Source organism: Massilia sp. CFBP9012 (genome assembly GCF_034045115.1).
In the GTDB taxonomy this organism is placed as follows: Bacteria; Pseudomonadota; Gammaproteobacteria; order Burkholderiales; family Burkholderiaceae_D; genus Telluria.
Genome location: NZ_JAXCWM010000001.1, coordinates 564,695 through 580,378 on the forward strand (window position 1 = coordinate 564,695; position 15,684 = coordinate 580,378).

Sequence of the window (15,684 nt, forward strand, 5' to 3'; positions counted from 1 at the left end):
ATCGCCCCTAGACGGTTTGCGAGTGGCGCGGCCCCTCGCCCGGCCGGGCCAGGTAGCGGTCGAACACCATGCACACGTTGCGGATCAACAGGCGGCCTTTCATCGTGACGGTCAGCCACTCCGGCCCCACCTGCACCAGGCCGTCGTCCTGCATCTTGCGGAGCAGCGCCAGCTCGGCGGCGAAGTGCTGGTCGAAGGCGATCGGGAAAGCCTGCTCGATGGCCGGGATCGACAGCTCGAACTGGCACATCAGCTTCTGGATGATCGCGCGGCGCAGCGCGTCGTCCATCGACAGGCGGATGCCGCGCTGCACCGGCAACTCGTTCTGGTCGATCAGGTCGTAGTATTCGTCGAGCGTCTTGACGTTCTGGCTGTAGGTGGCGCCCACCGCGCCGATGCTCGACACCCCGCAGGCCACCAGGTCGGCGTCGGCATGGGTCGAGTAGCCCTGGAAGTTGCGGTGCAGGCGGCCCTGGCGCTGGGCCACGGCCAGGTCGTCGTCCGGCTTGGCGAAATGGTCCATGCCGATGTACACATAGCCGGCCGCGCCGAGGCGCTCGATGCACAGCTGGAGCATCTCGAGCTTGGTGTCGCTGTCCGGCATGTCCGCATCCAGGATGCGCCGCTGCGGCTTGAACAGGTGGGGCATGTGGGCGTAGTGGTAGACCGAGATGCGGTCCGGGCTGGCCTTGATCACCTTGTCCAGGGTTTGCGTCATGCTGTCCAGTGTCTGCTTCGGCAGGCCGTAGATCAGGTCGATGCTCACCGAACGAAAACCCGCGGCGCGCGCGGCGTCGATGATGGCCACCGTCTCGGCCTCGGGCTGGACCCGGTTGACCGCCTTCTGCACGTCGGGATCGAAATCCTGTACGCCCAGGCTGATCCGGTTGAAACCCTGGCGCCGCAGGCTGTGCACCCGTTCGGTCGAGACGGTGCGCGGGTCGACCTCGATCGAATATTCGCCACGTTCGTCGGGCGCGAAGCGAAAGCACCGTGCCAGGTGTGCCATCAGCTCGCCCATCTGCTCGTCCGACAGGTAAGTGGGGGTGCCGCCGCCGAAGTGCAGCTGTTCGACCTCGTTCATGCCGGCGAACAGCAGGCCCTGCATCTCGACCTCGCGCTTCAGGTAAGACAGGTAAGTCGCCGCCTTGTCGCGGCGCTTGGTGACGATCTTGTTGCAGGCGCAGTAGTAGCAGACGCTTTCGCAGAACGGGATGTGCAGGTACAACGACAGCGGACGCTTGCCGCGGGTGCGCACGCTGGCCACCGCGTGCAGGTAGTCGCGGTAGCCGAAGTCGGGGCTGAAGCGATCGGCCGTCGGGTAGGACGTATATCGGGGGCCGGATTTGCCGAGCCGGGCCAGCAGGTCGCCATCGAATTCGACGACCGGATGAAGCACGATGGCGGGTTTGGATGGGGACTGGGTGGGGGCCGGCGCAGGGGACGCCGCTTGCACTTCTGCGAACATGACTGAGGTACTCCAGCTGCTGGCCACTTTGCGGAAATGCAAAGTGGCACGATTAGCTGTCAGTTTATTGATCTGCTTCACGCAAATCCTTGACATGCATCAAATATGGTCGAGTTGCCCTAGCCGCCATGTTTGAACTTGGCGCTGTCCTCGTTATCTGTTGATGACTCCGAATGCAATACGCAGCAATTGCTCGACAGAAGTGACCCGCCCGCCATCGAGCGCCCAATGCCAGCCCAGGTAGTTGGATAACCAACGTGACGCCACGCCATGGAAGCGCATCAGCCACTCCTTGAAACGCCGGTGGTAGGCGTTCACGTTTTGGACATGGATGGCGCCCTTGGCCCCGTTGCGGACGCGTTCGCCGGCGCTGAGATTGACCGCCTGGTGCGCAATGCCATGGGCACGGGCGAAGGCGGGATAGGCGGCGTTGGCATCGGTGAGCAGCAGCGCCTGGGGATCGAGTTTCGGCAGCAGGTGAGTGACCAGTTGGCTCACCTTCAAGGCGCCGCGTCCGGTGACGGCGTCGATGGTCTGGCCGCTGCGGTCGCGCGCCACCAGAATGCAGTCGAGATGATGCGAAATGCCACGCAGGGCGGCCCTGCCGCCACGCTTGCGCGGCTTGCGATCGAGCTTGCGTGAACCCTTCTGCGATTCGAGCAGGAACGTCTCGTCAGCCTCGACGATGCCGACCAGGCGCTCGGGCCGGTCGTCCTTGACCCGGCCGAGAAAGCGATGGCGCCAGCGAAACGTGGTGTTCGGGTGCACGCCCACACGCTTGGCCGCGGAGCGGACCGTGCGCGAATCGAGCACCGTTTCCAGATAATCGAGCCACTTTCCCTTGTGCCTGAGCCGCGCCAGCGGCGTACCCGTCAGATCGTTGAAGGTGCGGCCGCACGCGCAACAGCGAAAGCGCTGCAAGTCGTTAGCCTGGCCATGGCGGTGACAGCGCTCGCAGCCGCAATCCGGGCAGCAGCGCCCCTTTGACCGGATCTCGCCGATGAGGGCGACCACCCGGTCGAGCCCGGCAGCCGGATGCAGGGCGGCCAGCACCTGTTGACGCTGCGGCTGGTTCAGCAGCGCTAGCTGGGTAAATGACTCCTCAAATTTCGGCGCTTTCATCGTGCGCTCCCGGTCGATGGCGACCGGGATTGGACCGCGGATCAGCTCAGCAGTTCAATGCTCATCCATATCTAACGATTACAGCGCCTGGAACTTGAATACCGACAAGGCCAGCGACAGGCGCGCCGCCTCATCGGCCACGCTGCCCGACGACACGGCCGATTCCTCGACCTGGGCGGCGTTCTGCCGCGTGATCGCGTCCAGCTCGTTCATCGCCACATTGACGCCCAGGATGTCCTGGGCCTGCTCGCGGCTGGCGGCAGTGATCGCGCTCATGATGGCGGCCGCCTCGGCCACCTGGTCGACCACCGCGCGCATGGTCTGGCCGGCCTGGCCGACCAGTTCGGTCCCCTCGCCCACGTGGCCGCTGGAGACCTCGATCAGTCCCTTGATCTCCTTGGCGGCGCCGGCGGTGCGCTGGGCCAGGCTGCGCACCTCGCCGGCCACGACGGCGAAACCGCGTCCCTGCTCACCGGCCCTGGCCGCCTCTACCGCCGCGTTCAGCGCCAGCAGATTGGTCTGGAAGGCGATGCCGTCGATCAAGCCGATGATGTCGCCAATGCGATTGGCCGAACCGCTGATCCGGTCCATGGTCTGGCCGACGCGCTCGACCGCCTGCCCGCCCTGGCCGGCCACCTTGGTGGCGGCCAGCACCATGCCGTCGGCCTGCACCGCACTGTCGGTATTGCGGCCGGCGGCGCGCGCGATATTGCCCAGGCTGCTCGCGGTCTGCTCCAGGCTGGCGGCCTGGGCTTCGGTACGGCTGGCCAGGTCGGCATTGCCGGCGGCGATCGCGCGGGTGGCCAGCTCGATCGAGCTGACGTTGTCGCGCACGTCGCCCATGATCGCAGTCAGGTTGATGTTCAGCTGGCGCAGCGCCAGTTGCAGGCGGCCGATCTCCCCGCCGCCAGGCGCCGGGACGGGACGCGCCAGGTCGCCGCCGGCCAGCGCGTAGACCGTCGCGACGGCATCCTGCAGGGGCCGCGCGATGCTGCGGTTGAGCTCATACCAGACCGCCAGCGAGGCCAGCACGCCGGCGCCGGCCAGCACGCGCCAGCCCAGACCATCGGCGGCAGCCCCGAGCGCGGCCAGCAGCAGGGTCTGCGCGCCCATCATCCAGCCCAGGCGCTGGCTCAGCGGCAGCTCGCGCAGGACGGCCAGGATATTCAGGCGCCGGCGCCAGCCGGTGCGCCCCACCTGCCCGCGCACGATGCCCAGGCCACGCGCCTGGCCGGCGCGGATCTGGCGGTACAGCCCGTCGGCCTGCTCGACCTGCTCGCGGGTGGGCGCGGTGCGCACCGACATATAGCCGGTCACGCGGCCGCGCTCCTGGATCGGCACCACGTTCGCCACCACCCAGTAGAAGTCGCCGTTCTTGCGCCGGTTCTTGACCAGGCCGGTCCAGGGTTCGCCCGCCTGCAGGGTCGCCCACAGGTCGGCGAAGGCTTCGGGCGGCATGTCGGGGTGGCGCACCATATTGTGGGCCTTGCCCAGCAGCTCGCCCTCGCTGAAACCGCTGACGTCGACGAAGCTCGGGTTGACGTAGGTGATGCGGCCTTTGGTGTCGGTCTTCGAGACGATCGACTGTCCCGGCTGCATCACGTATTCGATCCCGGTGACTGGCTGGTTATTGCGCACTGTGCTCTCTCCTCATTGCTTTTAAGAAATATAGTTTCTTGCATTCTAACGATGAGGAAATGCGAAAAGTATGACCTACATCAAAAATGCGATGGTCCACCGTGCTATGTAACCAAGAGATTCTTGATTTAGTTCAATGTCTTGCTTTCACGGTAAACTTGTGGGATGGACAATCTCACTCACTCCCTGGTAGGCCTGCTGCTGGGCGAACTCGCCAACCGCGCCCTGCCCGCCCATCCCGATCCGCACAAGGCGCGCACGCGCCGCCGCGTCCTGCTCGCCACCGGCGCGCTGGCCAGCAACTTCCCCGACCTGGACCTGGTGCTCACGCCCTTGCTGGCGCCGCCGCTCGGCTATCTGCTGCACCACCGCGGCCATACGCATACGCTGCTGTATGCCCTGCCTCAGATCGCGCTGCTGCTCGGCCTGCTCTGGCTGCTGTGGCCGGGCGCGCGGCGCCTGATGCGCGACGACCGCCCGGCACGCCGCGCGGTGCTGGCCACCGCTGCCGTCGGCATGGTGCTGCACCTGTCGCTCGACTTCCTGAACGTGTATGGCGTGCATCCCTTCCACCCGCTCGATTCACGCTGGCTATATGGCGACATGGTGTTCATCATCGAGCCGGTATTCTGGACCGCGCTCGGGATCGCGCTGGCCTTGCTGGTGCCGAACCGGGTGCTGCGCTGGCTGTTCGCGGCCCTGATCCTGGCCGCCCCTGTGGCGTTTACCTATCTGGGCTTCCTGCAATGGGGTTCGCTGGCCGGACTGCTGATGGTAGCGGGTGTGGTGGCCGTGATGGCGCGCCGTGGCGGATCGGCCGGCCTGGTCACCGCGATCGTGGCCTGCCTGGGCTTCATCGCGGTGCAGGGCGTGGCCGGCCACCTGGCGCGTGAGCAGATCCGCTCGGCCCTGGCCCAGCTCGAGCCGGGCAGCCGCATCCTCGACATGCCGCTGTCGGCCTTCCCCTCGAATCCCCTATGCTGGTCGTTCGCGGCCATTACCGACAGTGGCGGCGCCGGCAGCTATGCGGTGCGTATCGGCGCCCTTAGCCTGGCGCCAGGCGTGAGCGACGTCGCCGCCTGCCCGGCGCGCTTTGGCGGCGAGCCGGGGGCAGTCGGGCCTGAGGGCACGCTATCGTGGAAGTACAAGGAAGACGGCAGTCTGGCCGGCTTGCGCGCGCTTCAGCGGGACAACTGCCACTTCGACGGCTGGCTGCGATTCGCGCGCGTACCTTCTCTCATCGACGGCAAGGCCACCGACATCCGCTTTAGCGCGCCCGGGGTCGATAATTTCTCGACCCTGCCCTACGCCGAAATGGCGGACCGGCCCTGCCCGGCGCCGGTGCCGCAGTGGGAGCGGCCGCGCCAGGACTTGCTCGATTAGATTGGCTCCAAGCGCAGCGATGGCGCCTTGAGCATCACGAGCGCCGCATCGAGCGCGCGCTCGCCTTCGGCGGCCAGGTCGAAGCTGCCCGGATTGAGCAGCCAGTCGCCCAGCAGCCCGGCCACGATGCCGTGCAACAGACGCGCGCCCAGTTCGGTGTCGAGCGTGGCGGGCAGCTGGCCCTTGTCGATCGCCGCCTGCAGCACCCGTTGCAGGGACTGGCGCGAGCGCTCGACCGAAGTCCGGTGGCGCAGCAGCAGGCTGCCGGCCGGATCGAGCAACTCCTCGCGGTTCGACGGCGCTGAAAAGACGTCGGCCGCGCCGTCCAGCGCTGCCGCTTCGGCCAGCAGCGCCAGACAGGCCTGGCGGAAGTGGCCCAGCGGGTCGTCGCCGCACCAGGCCTCGACGCCGGCGTCGATCAGTTCAGCCGGCAGCGGCGTGGCCTTGCAGACCGCGTCGAACAGGCATTCCTTGCCGGCGAAATGCCAGTAGACGGCGCCGCGCGTCACGCCGGCGGCGTTCGCCACGTCTTCCAGGGTCACGTCCTTCCAGCTGCGCTTGTCGAATACGGCGATGGCCGCGTCCAGGATACGGCGGCGCGTCTCGAGCGCCTCTTCTTTTGTTTTGCGGACCATGGGTCTCCGTTGTATCCGGCGCGTTACATCAGGCGAGCGAGGGGAACAATCCCTTCACAAAATTCTCGATCGCGGCCCGGACGTTGTCGTCGTCGCAACCCGGCTGGCGGATCGCATGGATCGCCAGCCCGTTCATGAAGAACAGCATGGACAGCGCGGCGACCGGCGCCTGCTCGGGCGGCAAGCCGCCGCCGCCCTGCTCGCGCGGCGTGGCCATCCAGCGCGCCAGGTCTTCACGCACCGCGGCATCCGACTGCGCCACCGCCTGCGCCAGCGAGGCGCTGCGCGTGGCCTCGGCGCTGGTCTCGGCGTACAGCGCCGCGTTCATCACTTGCGGGTCGGTCGTGCACCACTGCCTGTAGTGCTCGTACATCGACTGCGGCACGTCCAGGCCGCTGTCATAGAGCTCGCGAATCCCGGCGCGGTTCTCCTCGAGCTGGCGCTCGATGATCGCCAGGATGATGTCGTGCTTGCCCGGGTAGTAGCGGTAGATCAGGCCCGGGCTCATCTCGGCCTCGGCCGCGATGAGCGCCATGCCGGCGGCATGGAATCCATGCTCGATGAATGCCTTTTCCGCCGCGTTCAGGATCCTGTCCTTCTGGGCCTGCGCCCGGTCGCTCACCCTTGCCGACTGCATTCGCGTACTTTCCATGATGCTTAACTGCCTCCCATCCGTTCGTTCCAACCACCGCCCAACACCCGATACAGCCTGACCCTGTTGTCCTGCTCGGCCAGCTGGGCGCCGATCAGGCCCTGCTGCGCCGAATACAGGGTCCGCTGGGCGTCCAGCAGGACCAGGTAACTGTCGAGGCCACGATCATAACGCTCTTTGGACAGTCGGTGGGTACGCTCGGCCGCATCGAGCAGCGACTGGCGCGCCGCACGGCGCGCGTCCAGCGTGCGGGTCAGGGCCAGCGCGTCGGCCACGTCGCGGAATCCCGACTGGATCGCGCGCTCGTAGCGCGCCAGCGCGATGTCGCGGTCCGCCTGCGCCACCCCCAGCTGGGCGGTCAGGCGACCACCCTGGAAGATTGGCAGGTTGACGCTCGGCGCGAAGCGCCACAGCCTGGTGCCCGATTCGAACAACCCCGATAGCTCGTCGCTGGCCGAACCGAGGCTCCCGGTCAGCGTGACCGACGGGAAGAAGGCGGCACGCGCGGCGCCGATGTTCGCGTTGGCCGCGCGCAGCACGTACTCGGCCTGGCGTACGTCGGGACGGCGCAACAGCACGTCGGACGCCAACCCCACCGGCAGCGGCGCCAGACCCGAGACGGCGACGTCGAAGCCGGCCGGCAGCAAGGCTTCCGCCACCTGGCTGCCGGCCAGAAGCGCGAGTTGGTTGCGTCCGGTCGCCACCAGGCCCGCGAACTGGGCGGCATCGGCGCGCGCCGTCTCGACCGTGGTGCGGGCCTGCTCGACGTCGAGTCCCGATACCGCGCCGATCGCCTGGCGCTTGACGATCAGTTCGAACAGCGCCTGCTGGTCGTCCAGGGTCGCCTGGGCCACCCGCAGCGACTCGATGTCGGCGGCCAGCGTCAGGTAGACGTTGGCGATCTCGCCGATCAGGCTGATCTGCACCGCGCGGCGCGCCTCTTCCTGGGCCAGGTACTGTTGCAGCGCCGCCTCGGACAGGTTGTGCACACGGCCGAACAGGTCCAGCTCGAAGGTCGAGATGCCCACGCCGGCCGAAACCACGTCCGGCGTGGCGGCGGCGATGGCGCCGCTGCCGCCGCTCCGTTCGGCGGCCACCGACAGGCCGACCGATGGCAGGCGGTCGGCGCGTTGTACCTTGTACAGCGCGCGGGTGCGTTCCACGTTCAGCGCCGCTTCGCGCAGGTCGCGGTTGTTTTCCAGCGCGCTGGCGATGATGCTGACCAGCTTGGGATCGGTGAAGAAATCGCGCCAGCCGATGCTGTCGGCCGGCGCCGCATCCGCGGCGGCGGTAGGCGCCTCCGGCCAGGCGAACGGGATGTTCGCCTGCGCCTGCGGCAACTCTGGCTGCAGCATGCCGCAGCCGCCCAGCGCCAGGGACAGCGCCAGCATGATCGGTGAGAGATTAAGCTTGCTCATGTTGCGCGGCTCCGGTGCGGGGTTGAGGATTGACCGCTTTCTTACGCTTGAACAGGCGCCCGATCACGACATAGAACAGCGGGATGAAGAACACGCCCAGCACGGTGCCGACCAGCATGCCGCCCACCACGCCGGTGCCGATCGCGCGCTGCGCGCCGGCTCCGGCGCCCGAGGCCAGGGCCAGCGGCAGCACGCCCAGGCCGAAGGCCAGCGAAGTCATGATGATCGGCCGCAGGCGATCGCGCACCGCCATCATGGTCGCCTCGACCAGTTCCACGCCCTGCTCCACGTTTTCCTTGGCGAATTCGACGATCAGGATCGCGTTTTTACTCGTCAGGCCAACGGTGGTGAGCATCGCGACCTGGAAGTACACGTCGCGGTTCATGCCCATCATGAAGTTGGCCAGCACCGTGCCGAGGATGCCGAGCGGCGCCACCATCAGCACCGCGGTCGGCACGCTCCAGCTTTCGTACAGCGCGGCCAGGCACAGGAACACGATCAGCAGCGACAGCGTGTACAGCATCGTGGTCTGGTCGCCGGCCGAGCGCTCCTGGTACGACAGCGCGGTCCACTCGACGTTGAAGCCGGGCGGCAGCTCTTTCGCCAGCCGCTCGATCTCGTCCATCGCGGCGCCCGAACTGACGCCGGCCTTGCCCTCGCCCTGGATCTCCATTGCAGGCACGCCTTCGTAGCGCTCGAGGCGCTGGGCGCCATAGTCCCAGCGCGTGCTGGCGAACGCCGAGAACGGCACCATCTTGCCGTCGGCGGCGCGCACGGTCCAGCGCTGGAAGTCTTCGGGCACCATGCGGAACTTCGCATCGGCCTGCACGTACACACGCTTGACGCGACCGCGGTCGACGAAGTCGTCGATGTACTGGCCGCCCCAGGCGGTCGACAGCGTCGCATTGATGTCGGCGATCTGCAGGCCAAGCGCGGCCGCCTTTTTCTTGTCGACCATGACGCGCAGCTGCGGCGTGTCTTCCAGGCCGTTGGGCCGCACATTGGTCAACAGATCGCTCTTCGCGGCCGCACCCAGCAACTGGTTGCGCGCCGCCAGCAGCGCGTCGTGCCCCTGCTGCGCGTTATCCTGCAGGAAGAACGAGAACCCGCTGGCCACGCCGAGTTCAGGAATCGCCGGCGGGGCGAACGCGAACACCAGCGAATCCTTGATGCCCGCGAAGGCCGCCATGGCGCGTCCGGAAATCGCGTCGATGCTGGTGTCGGCGTCAGTGCGGTACTCCCAGTCCTTGAGGCGGATGAACGCGAGGCCGCTGGCTTGCCCGGCGCCGGCGAAACTGAAGCCCTGCACCGTGAAGACCGTTTCGATATTGTCTTTTTCCTCGGTCAGGAAATGCTGCTCGAGCTTGCGGATCGATTCCAGCGTGCGCTGCTGGGTCGATCCCACCGGCGCCTGGATCATCGCCAGCAGCACGCCCTGGTCCTCGTTCGGGAGGAAAGAGCTCGGCATGCGCACGAACAGCACGCCCATCACCGCCACCAGCAAGGCGAAGATGGCCAGGAAGCGCCCGCTGCGATGCAGGATGCCCTTCACGCCGCGCTGGTAGCGCGCGCTGCCGGCGTCGAACTTGCGGTTGAACCAGCCGAAGAAGCCTTTCTTGGCGCCGTGATGGCCCTTTTCCACGGGCTTGAGCATGGTGGCGCACAAGGCCGGGGTCAGCACGATCGCCACCAGCACCGACAGCGCCATGGCCGACACGATGGTGGCCGTGAACTGGCGGTAGATGATGCCGGTCGAGCCGGTCATGAAGGCCATCGGCACGAACACCGCCGACAGCACCATGCCGATGCCCACCAGCGCGCCGGTGATCTGGTCCATCGACTTGCGCGCCGCTTCCTTGGGACTCAGGCCCTCTTCGGCCATGATGCGCTCGACGTTCTCCACCACCACGATGGCGTCGTCCACCAGCAGGCCGATCGCCAGCACCATCGCGAACATCGTCAGCATATTGACCGAGAAGCCCATCGCCGACAGCAGGCCGAAGGTACCGAGCAGCACGACCGGCACCGCGATGGTCGGAATCAGGGTGGCGCGCAGGTTCTGCAGGAACAGGTACATCACCAGGAACACGAGCACGATCGCCTCGATCAGGGTCTTGACCACGCCCTCGATCGACACCTTCACGAACGGCGTGGTGTCATACGCGACCACCGCCTTCAGGCCGGGTGGGAAGAACTGCGACAGGCGCGCCACTTCGGCATTGACGCCTTCGGCGGCGTCCAGCGCATTGGCGCCGGTGGCCAGCGAGAGCGCCACGCCGGTGGCGGCCTTGCCATTCAGGCTGGTGATGAATTCATACGACTCGGCGCCCATCTCGACGCGCGCGATGTCGCCCAGCAGCAGGGCCGAGCCGTCCGGATTGCTGCGCACGACGATGTCGCGGAACTGCTCTGGCGTCTGCAGCCGGTCCTGGGCCTGGATGGTGGCGTTGAGCTGCTGGTATTCGATCGACGGCGCGCCGCCGAGCTGCCCGACCGCGACTTGCGCGTTCTGGGCCTGGATCGCCGCGACCACCTCGTTGGTGGCCAGGCCGAAGGTCTCGAGCTTGGCCGGGTCGAGCCAGATCCGCATCGCATACTTGCCGCCGAAGACCTGCAGGTTGCCGATGCCCGGCACGCGCGAGAGCGGGTCGACCAGCGTGGCCGACACATAGTCCGAGATGTCGTCGCGGGTCATGCTGCCGTCTTCCGACACGAATGCCAGCACCTGCAGGAAGCCCGAGGCCGCCTTGCTGACGTTGACGCCTTGCCTCTGCACGTCCTGCGGCAGCAGCGGCATCGCCAGCTGCAGCTTGTTCTGCACCTGCACCTGCGCGGTGTCGGGATCGGTGCCGTTCGAGAAGGTCAGCGTCAGCGTGGCCTGGCCGTTGGCCGAGCTGTTGGCCGACATGTACAGCAGGCCGTCCAGCCCCTTCATGTTCTGCTCGATGATCTGGGTCACCGAGTCCTCGACCACCTTGGCCGAGGCGCCCGGATAGGTGGCCTGGATCTCGACCGTCGGCGGCGCGATGGTCGGGTACATCGACACCGGCAGGTTGACCATGGCCAGGCCGCCGGCGAGCATGATGATGATCGCGATGACCCACGCGAAGATGGGGCGATCGATGAAATAACGTGCCATCTGATTCTTCCCTTACGACTTCGACGGCTGCGCGGCGGCGGCGGTGGCCGCTGCCGCTGCCGGAGCAGCAGGTGCGGCCGGCGCTGCGCCGGCCTCGCTCGGCGCCACGGTCGCCCCGGGGCCGATCTTCTGCAGGCCTTCGATCACGACGCGCTCGCCCGCAACCAGGCCCTTGTCGACCAGCCAGCGGTTGCCGATCGTGCGGCTCACTTCCAGCTGGCGCTGTACGACCTTGTTGTCCTTGCCGACCACCATGGCCGACACATTGCCTTTCGGGTCGCGCGCCACGCCCTGCTGCGGCACCAGCAGCGCCGCGTTGCGCACGCCGTTGCCCACCTGCGCGCGCACGTACATGCCGGGCAGCAGGACGCCGTCCGGGTTTGGCACCGTCACCCGCAAGGTGTAGCTGCCGGTGGTCGGGTCGACCGTCACGTCGGTGAAGGCCAGCTTGCCTTCGCGGGCATAGGTCGTGCCATCCTCGAGCAGGATCTTCACCGGCAGGTCGCTCGCCTGTTTCAGCGTGCCAGCGGCCATCTCGCGGCGCAGATCGAGCAGTTCGCTGCTGGACTGGGTCACGTCGATGTACATCGGATCGAGCCGCTGCACCAGGGCCAGCGGCTGCTCCTGGCTGGCCGTGACCAGCGCGCCCTGGGTCACGCTCGAGCGTCCGATATTGCCGCTGATCGGCGAGACGATGCGGGCATAGCCGAGCAGGACCTCGCTGCGCTGCAGCGCCGCCTGCGCGGCGGCCGCATCGGCCTGGGCCTGGGCCAGCGCCGCCTGCGCGTTTTCGTCGTCCTGGCGGCTGACGGCGTCGATTTTCACCAGCTCACCCGAGCGCCGCGCGCCCAGTTGGGCCTGCTGCAGGGTCGCCTTGGCGCGCGCCAGCGCCGCGCGGGCGCTGGCCGCATCGGCGGCGTACTCGAGGTCGGCCAACTGGTACAGCGGCTGGCCGGCCTTGACCGTGCCGCCCTCTTCGAACAGGCGTCCCTTGACGATGCCGCTGACCTGCGGCCGCACTTCGGCGATCAGGGACGGCGTGGCGCGCCCGGCCAGCTCGCGCGTCAGCGTCACGTCCTCGGCCTTCAAGGTCACGACGGTCACGGCCTGGGCCGGCGGGGCCTGGGTGGCCTGCTGGCTGGAATCGGATTTGCCGCAGCCGGCGAGCAGGATGGAACCCAGCAGCAGCGGCAGGAGCACCTGCGCGCCTGCGCCTCTGGAGACAGGATGAATGGATGGCATTGCGCGAACCTCGGTAAAGCGACGGACCGTCGATGGATGAAAGATGAATGAACGTTTACTCTTTTTTAGAATAAACGATCATTCTCTTTCTTGCAAGCAGGATAACGCGCATGGTAGGCCGAATAGCAGAGCGGGCTTTCACACCGGCTCACGTATGATCGGATGCGGCCCGTCCACAACGAGAAAAAATCCGAGAAAGAAGCGCGATGACCACCGAACTCACCCTGCTGGCCTGGACCCTGGTGCTGGCCCTGGTCCAGATCCTGTTGCCCTCTACCCTGCGCACCCAGGAAACGGGCGCCCAATACAATGTCAGCGCGCGCGATGGCGCCGCGCCGCCGCCGCGCCCGGTGACGGCGCGCCTGCAGCGGGCCCAGGCCAATCTGTTCGAGACCCTGCCGCTGTTCGCGGCGGCGGTGCTGATCGCCCATGTGTCGGGCACGCACGGTGCCCTGACCCTGTGGGGCTGCTGGCTCTACCTGCTGGCGCGCATCGTCTACGTGCCGCTGTACGCGGCCGGCATCCCGGTGCTGCGCACACTGGTGTGGATGGTGTCGCTGGTGGGCCTGGTGCTGATCCTGTTCGCGCTGCTGGCGGCCTAGTTGGGCTGTGCGCCATTGTCGACGGCCTGGCGCTGCCGGGCCTGGCCGGGGCCGATGCCGCGTCCGGTCGCCGCCCAGTAGATGCCGCCATACAGGTGGTGCAGGAAGACCGGATCGCGGTAGGTTGCCCCCATATGGCCCATTCCGGTATAGAAGGCGCGGCCGCCGTCGTAGTACTGGTACCAGCTGATCGGGTGGAATGCACCCATGCCCTTGCCCACGCGGTCGGGCCAGGCCGTCTGCGGACGATAGCTGCTCTCGTCCACGCTCAGCAGGTAGACCAGGTCTTTGGAACGCGCCGGCCCGTATTCATACCATTCGTCGGTGAACAGATTGCGCGGCGCGAAGCGTTCCATGCCAGGGAAGTTCGCGTCCTCGACCTTCACGATCGCGGTCTGGATCGCGGGATGGATGTGGAACATATGTCCCACCATATTGGTATACCACGGCCAGTCGTACTCGGTATCGGCCGCGCTGTGCACGCCGACGTAGCCGCCGCCGCGCCGGATGAAGCGCTCGAAGGCCGCCTGCTGGGCCGCGTCGAGCACGTCGCCGGTGGTGAGCAGGAAGATCACCGCCTGGTATTTCGCCAGCTCGGCATCGTTCATCACGCGCCCGGCATCGGCAGTCCAGAACACCTCGAAGTCATGCAACTTGCCGAGTTCCTGCACCGCCGCCACGCCGGCATGCACCGCATCGTGGTGCCAGGCGGTGGACTTGGTAAACAGCAGCACACTGAACTGGGCCGCCCGTGCCGGGGATGCGAAAGCGAAGGCGAGCGTGCAGGCAAGGATGAGGGAAACAAGCGGACGATTCATCGGCATCGGTTATGAACAGGCGGTCGAGGTGGCGAAGCGGTCAACGCTAATCCTTCGCTTCTTGCTTGTCAACAAAACCATTCCAGCACAGGACGCCGCGATATTTCACCCCTGTTTGATCGCGATCAACCGTGCGCCTGACATGCCCCCTTGCGCGGCGTATAGTGAAATGCCGTGCGCCACGTTTCAGTCTCGCGTTCGAACGGAGTGATCACCATGTTCAAGACCATACTCGTCCATGTCGATGGCGGTCCCTGCCAGGAGAGCCGCCTGCGCGCGGCCGCGCTTCTGGCTGGCGCGCACGGCGCCCACCTGGTGGGCAGCGCCGCCACCGGGCTGTCGATGGCCAGTTTTGCTGTGCTGAACGGCTCGATGGCCATGCCGGTCTCCAACCGCGAATTCCAGGACCTGCGCGATTCCGTCACGGTCGTGCTTGACGATTTCGTGGCCCAGGCCGAACACCTCGGCATCCACGGCGCCGAGACGCGAATGGTAGAAGACGCCGACCGCGACGGCCTGCTGCTGCAGGCGCGCTATGCCGACCTGGTGGTAGTTAGCCAAGACCTCAGCCGTGTTCATGGCCGCCGCGCCACGACCGAACGGGGCCTGCCCCAATATCTTGCCCTGCACGGCGCCCGTCCGGTGCTGGTGGTGCCCGACACCTACCACGGCAAGCCGATCCCCGGCGATGCACTGGTCGGCTGGGATGGCAGCATGCCGGCCCAGCGCGCGATCAACGCCGCCCTGCCCCTGCTGGCCCAGGCCGGCACCGTGCACCTGGCGCTGGTCAACCCCGACCTGCAATCGGGCCTGCACGGCGACGAGCCGGGCGCCGACATGGCACACTACCTGGCGCGCCACGGCCTGAAGGTCGATGTCGCCGTCGCGCATACCCGCGCCACCGAGGGCGAGGCCCTGATCGACATGGCGCGCGACTGCCACGCCGGGCTGATGGTCACCGGCGCCTTCGGCCACAGCCGCTACCGCGAATGGATCCTCGGCGGCGTCACGCGCGACGTGCTCGACCACGCGCCGACGCCGCTGCTCATCGCCCATTGAATCCCACTCGACCTACTTTCCACGATTTCCGCCATGACCTTCCACCACTATCCAGGAGGCAGCGCCGGCGCCATCGGCGCCGCGATCCGCCATGCCCGCCGCCACCTGTGCGCCCGCCTGGCCGACACGGCCGACAGCAGCTGCACGCCCGACGACCGCTTCGTGCACGCCTTCCCGGCCGTCGTCACGGCGGTCGAGGTCGGGTTCCGGCACGAGGAAACAGTCATGGAAGCGCTCGACTACGAACGCCTGCACGAGCACCGCGCCGAGAACGCCACCATCCTGACCGCCCTGCACCGCGCCATGCCGCTGGTCGAGGATGGCGACGTCACGCTCGGCCGCCAGCTGGTGGCGGCGCTGCTCGACCTGCTGTCGCTGCACCGGATCAGCACCGACCTGGCGCTGGCCACGGCGCGGCACGCGCCGGCCGGCCGGCCCGGCGGGCGCGTGCCGCGCATCCTGCTGCATGGCGCCGGGCATGCGGGCTGGCGCTCGCGCCACCATTGAA

The 15,684-nt window shown here is 67.3% G+C and carries 13 protein-coding genes; 4 read left to right on the forward strand and 9 right to left on the reverse strand.

Annotated elements, in window-relative coordinates; all coding sequences use genetic code 11:
* Positions 1-7 precede the first annotated feature (7 nt).
* The 3 genes from hemN to SOM61_RS02310 form a co-directional block, all read right to left on the reverse strand.
* Positions 8-1,468, reverse strand: coding sequence for an oxygen-independent coproporphyrinogen III oxidase (gene hemN, locus SOM61_RS02300; protein WP_320472587.1), 1,461 nt, complete (start codon positions 1,466-1,468; stop codon positions 8-10).
* A gap of 153 nt (positions 1,469-1,621) precedes the next feature.
* A complete protein-coding gene (locus SOM61_RS02305) occupies positions 1,622-2,590 on the reverse strand; it encodes an IS1595 family transposase (RefSeq protein ID WP_320472588.1) in 969 nt (322 codons plus the stop codon).
* 78 nt (positions 2,591-2,668) lie between these two features.
* Positions 2,669-4,228, reverse strand: coding sequence for a methyl-accepting chemotaxis protein (locus tag SOM61_RS02310; protein ID WP_320472589.1), 1,560 nt, complete (start codon positions 4,226-4,228; stop codon positions 2,669-2,671).
* 165 nt (positions 4,229-4,393) lie between these two features.
* Here SOM61_RS02310 and SOM61_RS02315 point away from each other — a divergent pair, with 165 nt between their 5' ends.
* Positions 4,394-5,611 carry a metal-dependent hydrolase gene (locus tag SOM61_RS02315; protein WP_320472590.1) on the forward strand — a complete coding sequence of 406 codons (1,218 nt, stop codon included), beginning with the start codon at positions 4,394-4,396 and terminating at the stop codon, positions 5,609-5,611.
* On the opposite strand, the gene SOM61_RS02320 is transcribed toward SOM61_RS02315, so the two are convergent.
* The 5 genes from SOM61_RS02320 to SOM61_RS02340 are packed head-to-tail and all read right to left on the reverse strand — an operon-like array spanning position 5,608 to position 12,655.
* Entirely contained in the window at positions 5,608-6,246 is a 639-nt protein-coding gene (locus tag SOM61_RS02320) for a TetR family transcriptional regulator (protein ID WP_320472591.1), read from the reverse strand. The two genes, SOM61_RS02315 and SOM61_RS02320, sit on opposite strands and share 4 nt — an antisense overlap.
* A 28-nt stretch (positions 6,247-6,274) precedes the next feature.
* The gene (locus tag SOM61_RS02325; protein WP_320472592.1) at positions 6,275-6,883 is read right to left on the reverse strand and encodes a TetR/AcrR family transcriptional regulator; all 609 of its coding nucleotides are present in this window, start codon (positions 6,881-6,883) and stop codon (positions 6,275-6,277) included.
* A gap of 20 nt (positions 6,884-6,903) precedes the next feature.
* Positions 6,904-8,316: an efflux transporter outer membrane subunit gene (locus SOM61_RS02330; RefSeq protein WP_320472593.1), complete on the reverse strand. Its 1,413-nt coding sequence runs from the start codon at positions 8,314-8,316 to the stop codon at positions 6,904-6,906.
* On the reverse strand, positions 8,303-11,455 hold the full coding sequence (locus SOM61_RS02335; protein WP_320472594.1) for an efflux RND transporter permease subunit: 3,153 nt from the start codon (positions 11,453-11,455) through the stop codon (positions 8,303-8,305). Before SOM61_RS02335 ends, SOM61_RS02330 begins: the two co-directional genes overlap by 14 nt.
* 12 nt (positions 11,456-11,467) lie before the next feature.
* Positions 11,468-12,655 carry an efflux RND transporter periplasmic adaptor subunit gene (locus SOM61_RS02340; RefSeq protein WP_320472595.1) on the reverse strand — a complete coding sequence of 396 codons (1,188 nt, stop codon included), beginning with the start codon at positions 12,653-12,655 and terminating at the stop codon, positions 11,468-11,470.
* 248 nt (positions 12,656-12,903) lie between these two features.
* Between SOM61_RS02340 and SOM61_RS02345 the strand changes: the two genes are divergently transcribed.
* The gene (locus tag SOM61_RS02345; protein WP_320472596.1) at positions 12,904-13,299 is read left to right on the forward strand and encodes an MAPEG family protein; all 396 of its coding nucleotides are present in this window, start codon (positions 12,904-12,906) and stop codon (positions 13,297-13,299) included.
* Here SOM61_RS02345 and SOM61_RS02350 read toward each other — a convergent pair.
* The gene (locus tag SOM61_RS02350; RefSeq protein WP_320472597.1) at positions 13,296-14,117 is read right to left on the reverse strand and encodes a ThuA domain-containing protein; all 822 of its coding nucleotides are present in this window, start codon (positions 14,115-14,117) and stop codon (positions 13,296-13,298) included. The two genes, SOM61_RS02345 and SOM61_RS02350, sit on opposite strands and share 4 nt — an antisense overlap.
* 216 nt (positions 14,118-14,333) lie before the next feature.
* On the opposite strand from SOM61_RS02350, the gene SOM61_RS02355 reads away from it, so the two are divergent.
* Both SOM61_RS02355 and SOM61_RS02360 read left to right on the forward strand, forming a co-directional pair.
* The gene (locus SOM61_RS02355) at positions 14,334-15,176 is read left to right on the forward strand and encodes a universal stress protein (protein WP_320472598.1); all 843 of its coding nucleotides are present in this window, start codon (positions 14,334-14,336) and stop codon (positions 15,174-15,176) included.
* 33 nt (positions 15,177-15,209) lie between these two features.
* Entirely contained in the window at positions 15,210-15,683 is a 474-nt protein-coding gene (locus SOM61_RS02360; protein ID WP_320472599.1) for a hypothetical protein, read from the forward strand.
* Position 15,684 lies beyond the last annotated feature (1 nt).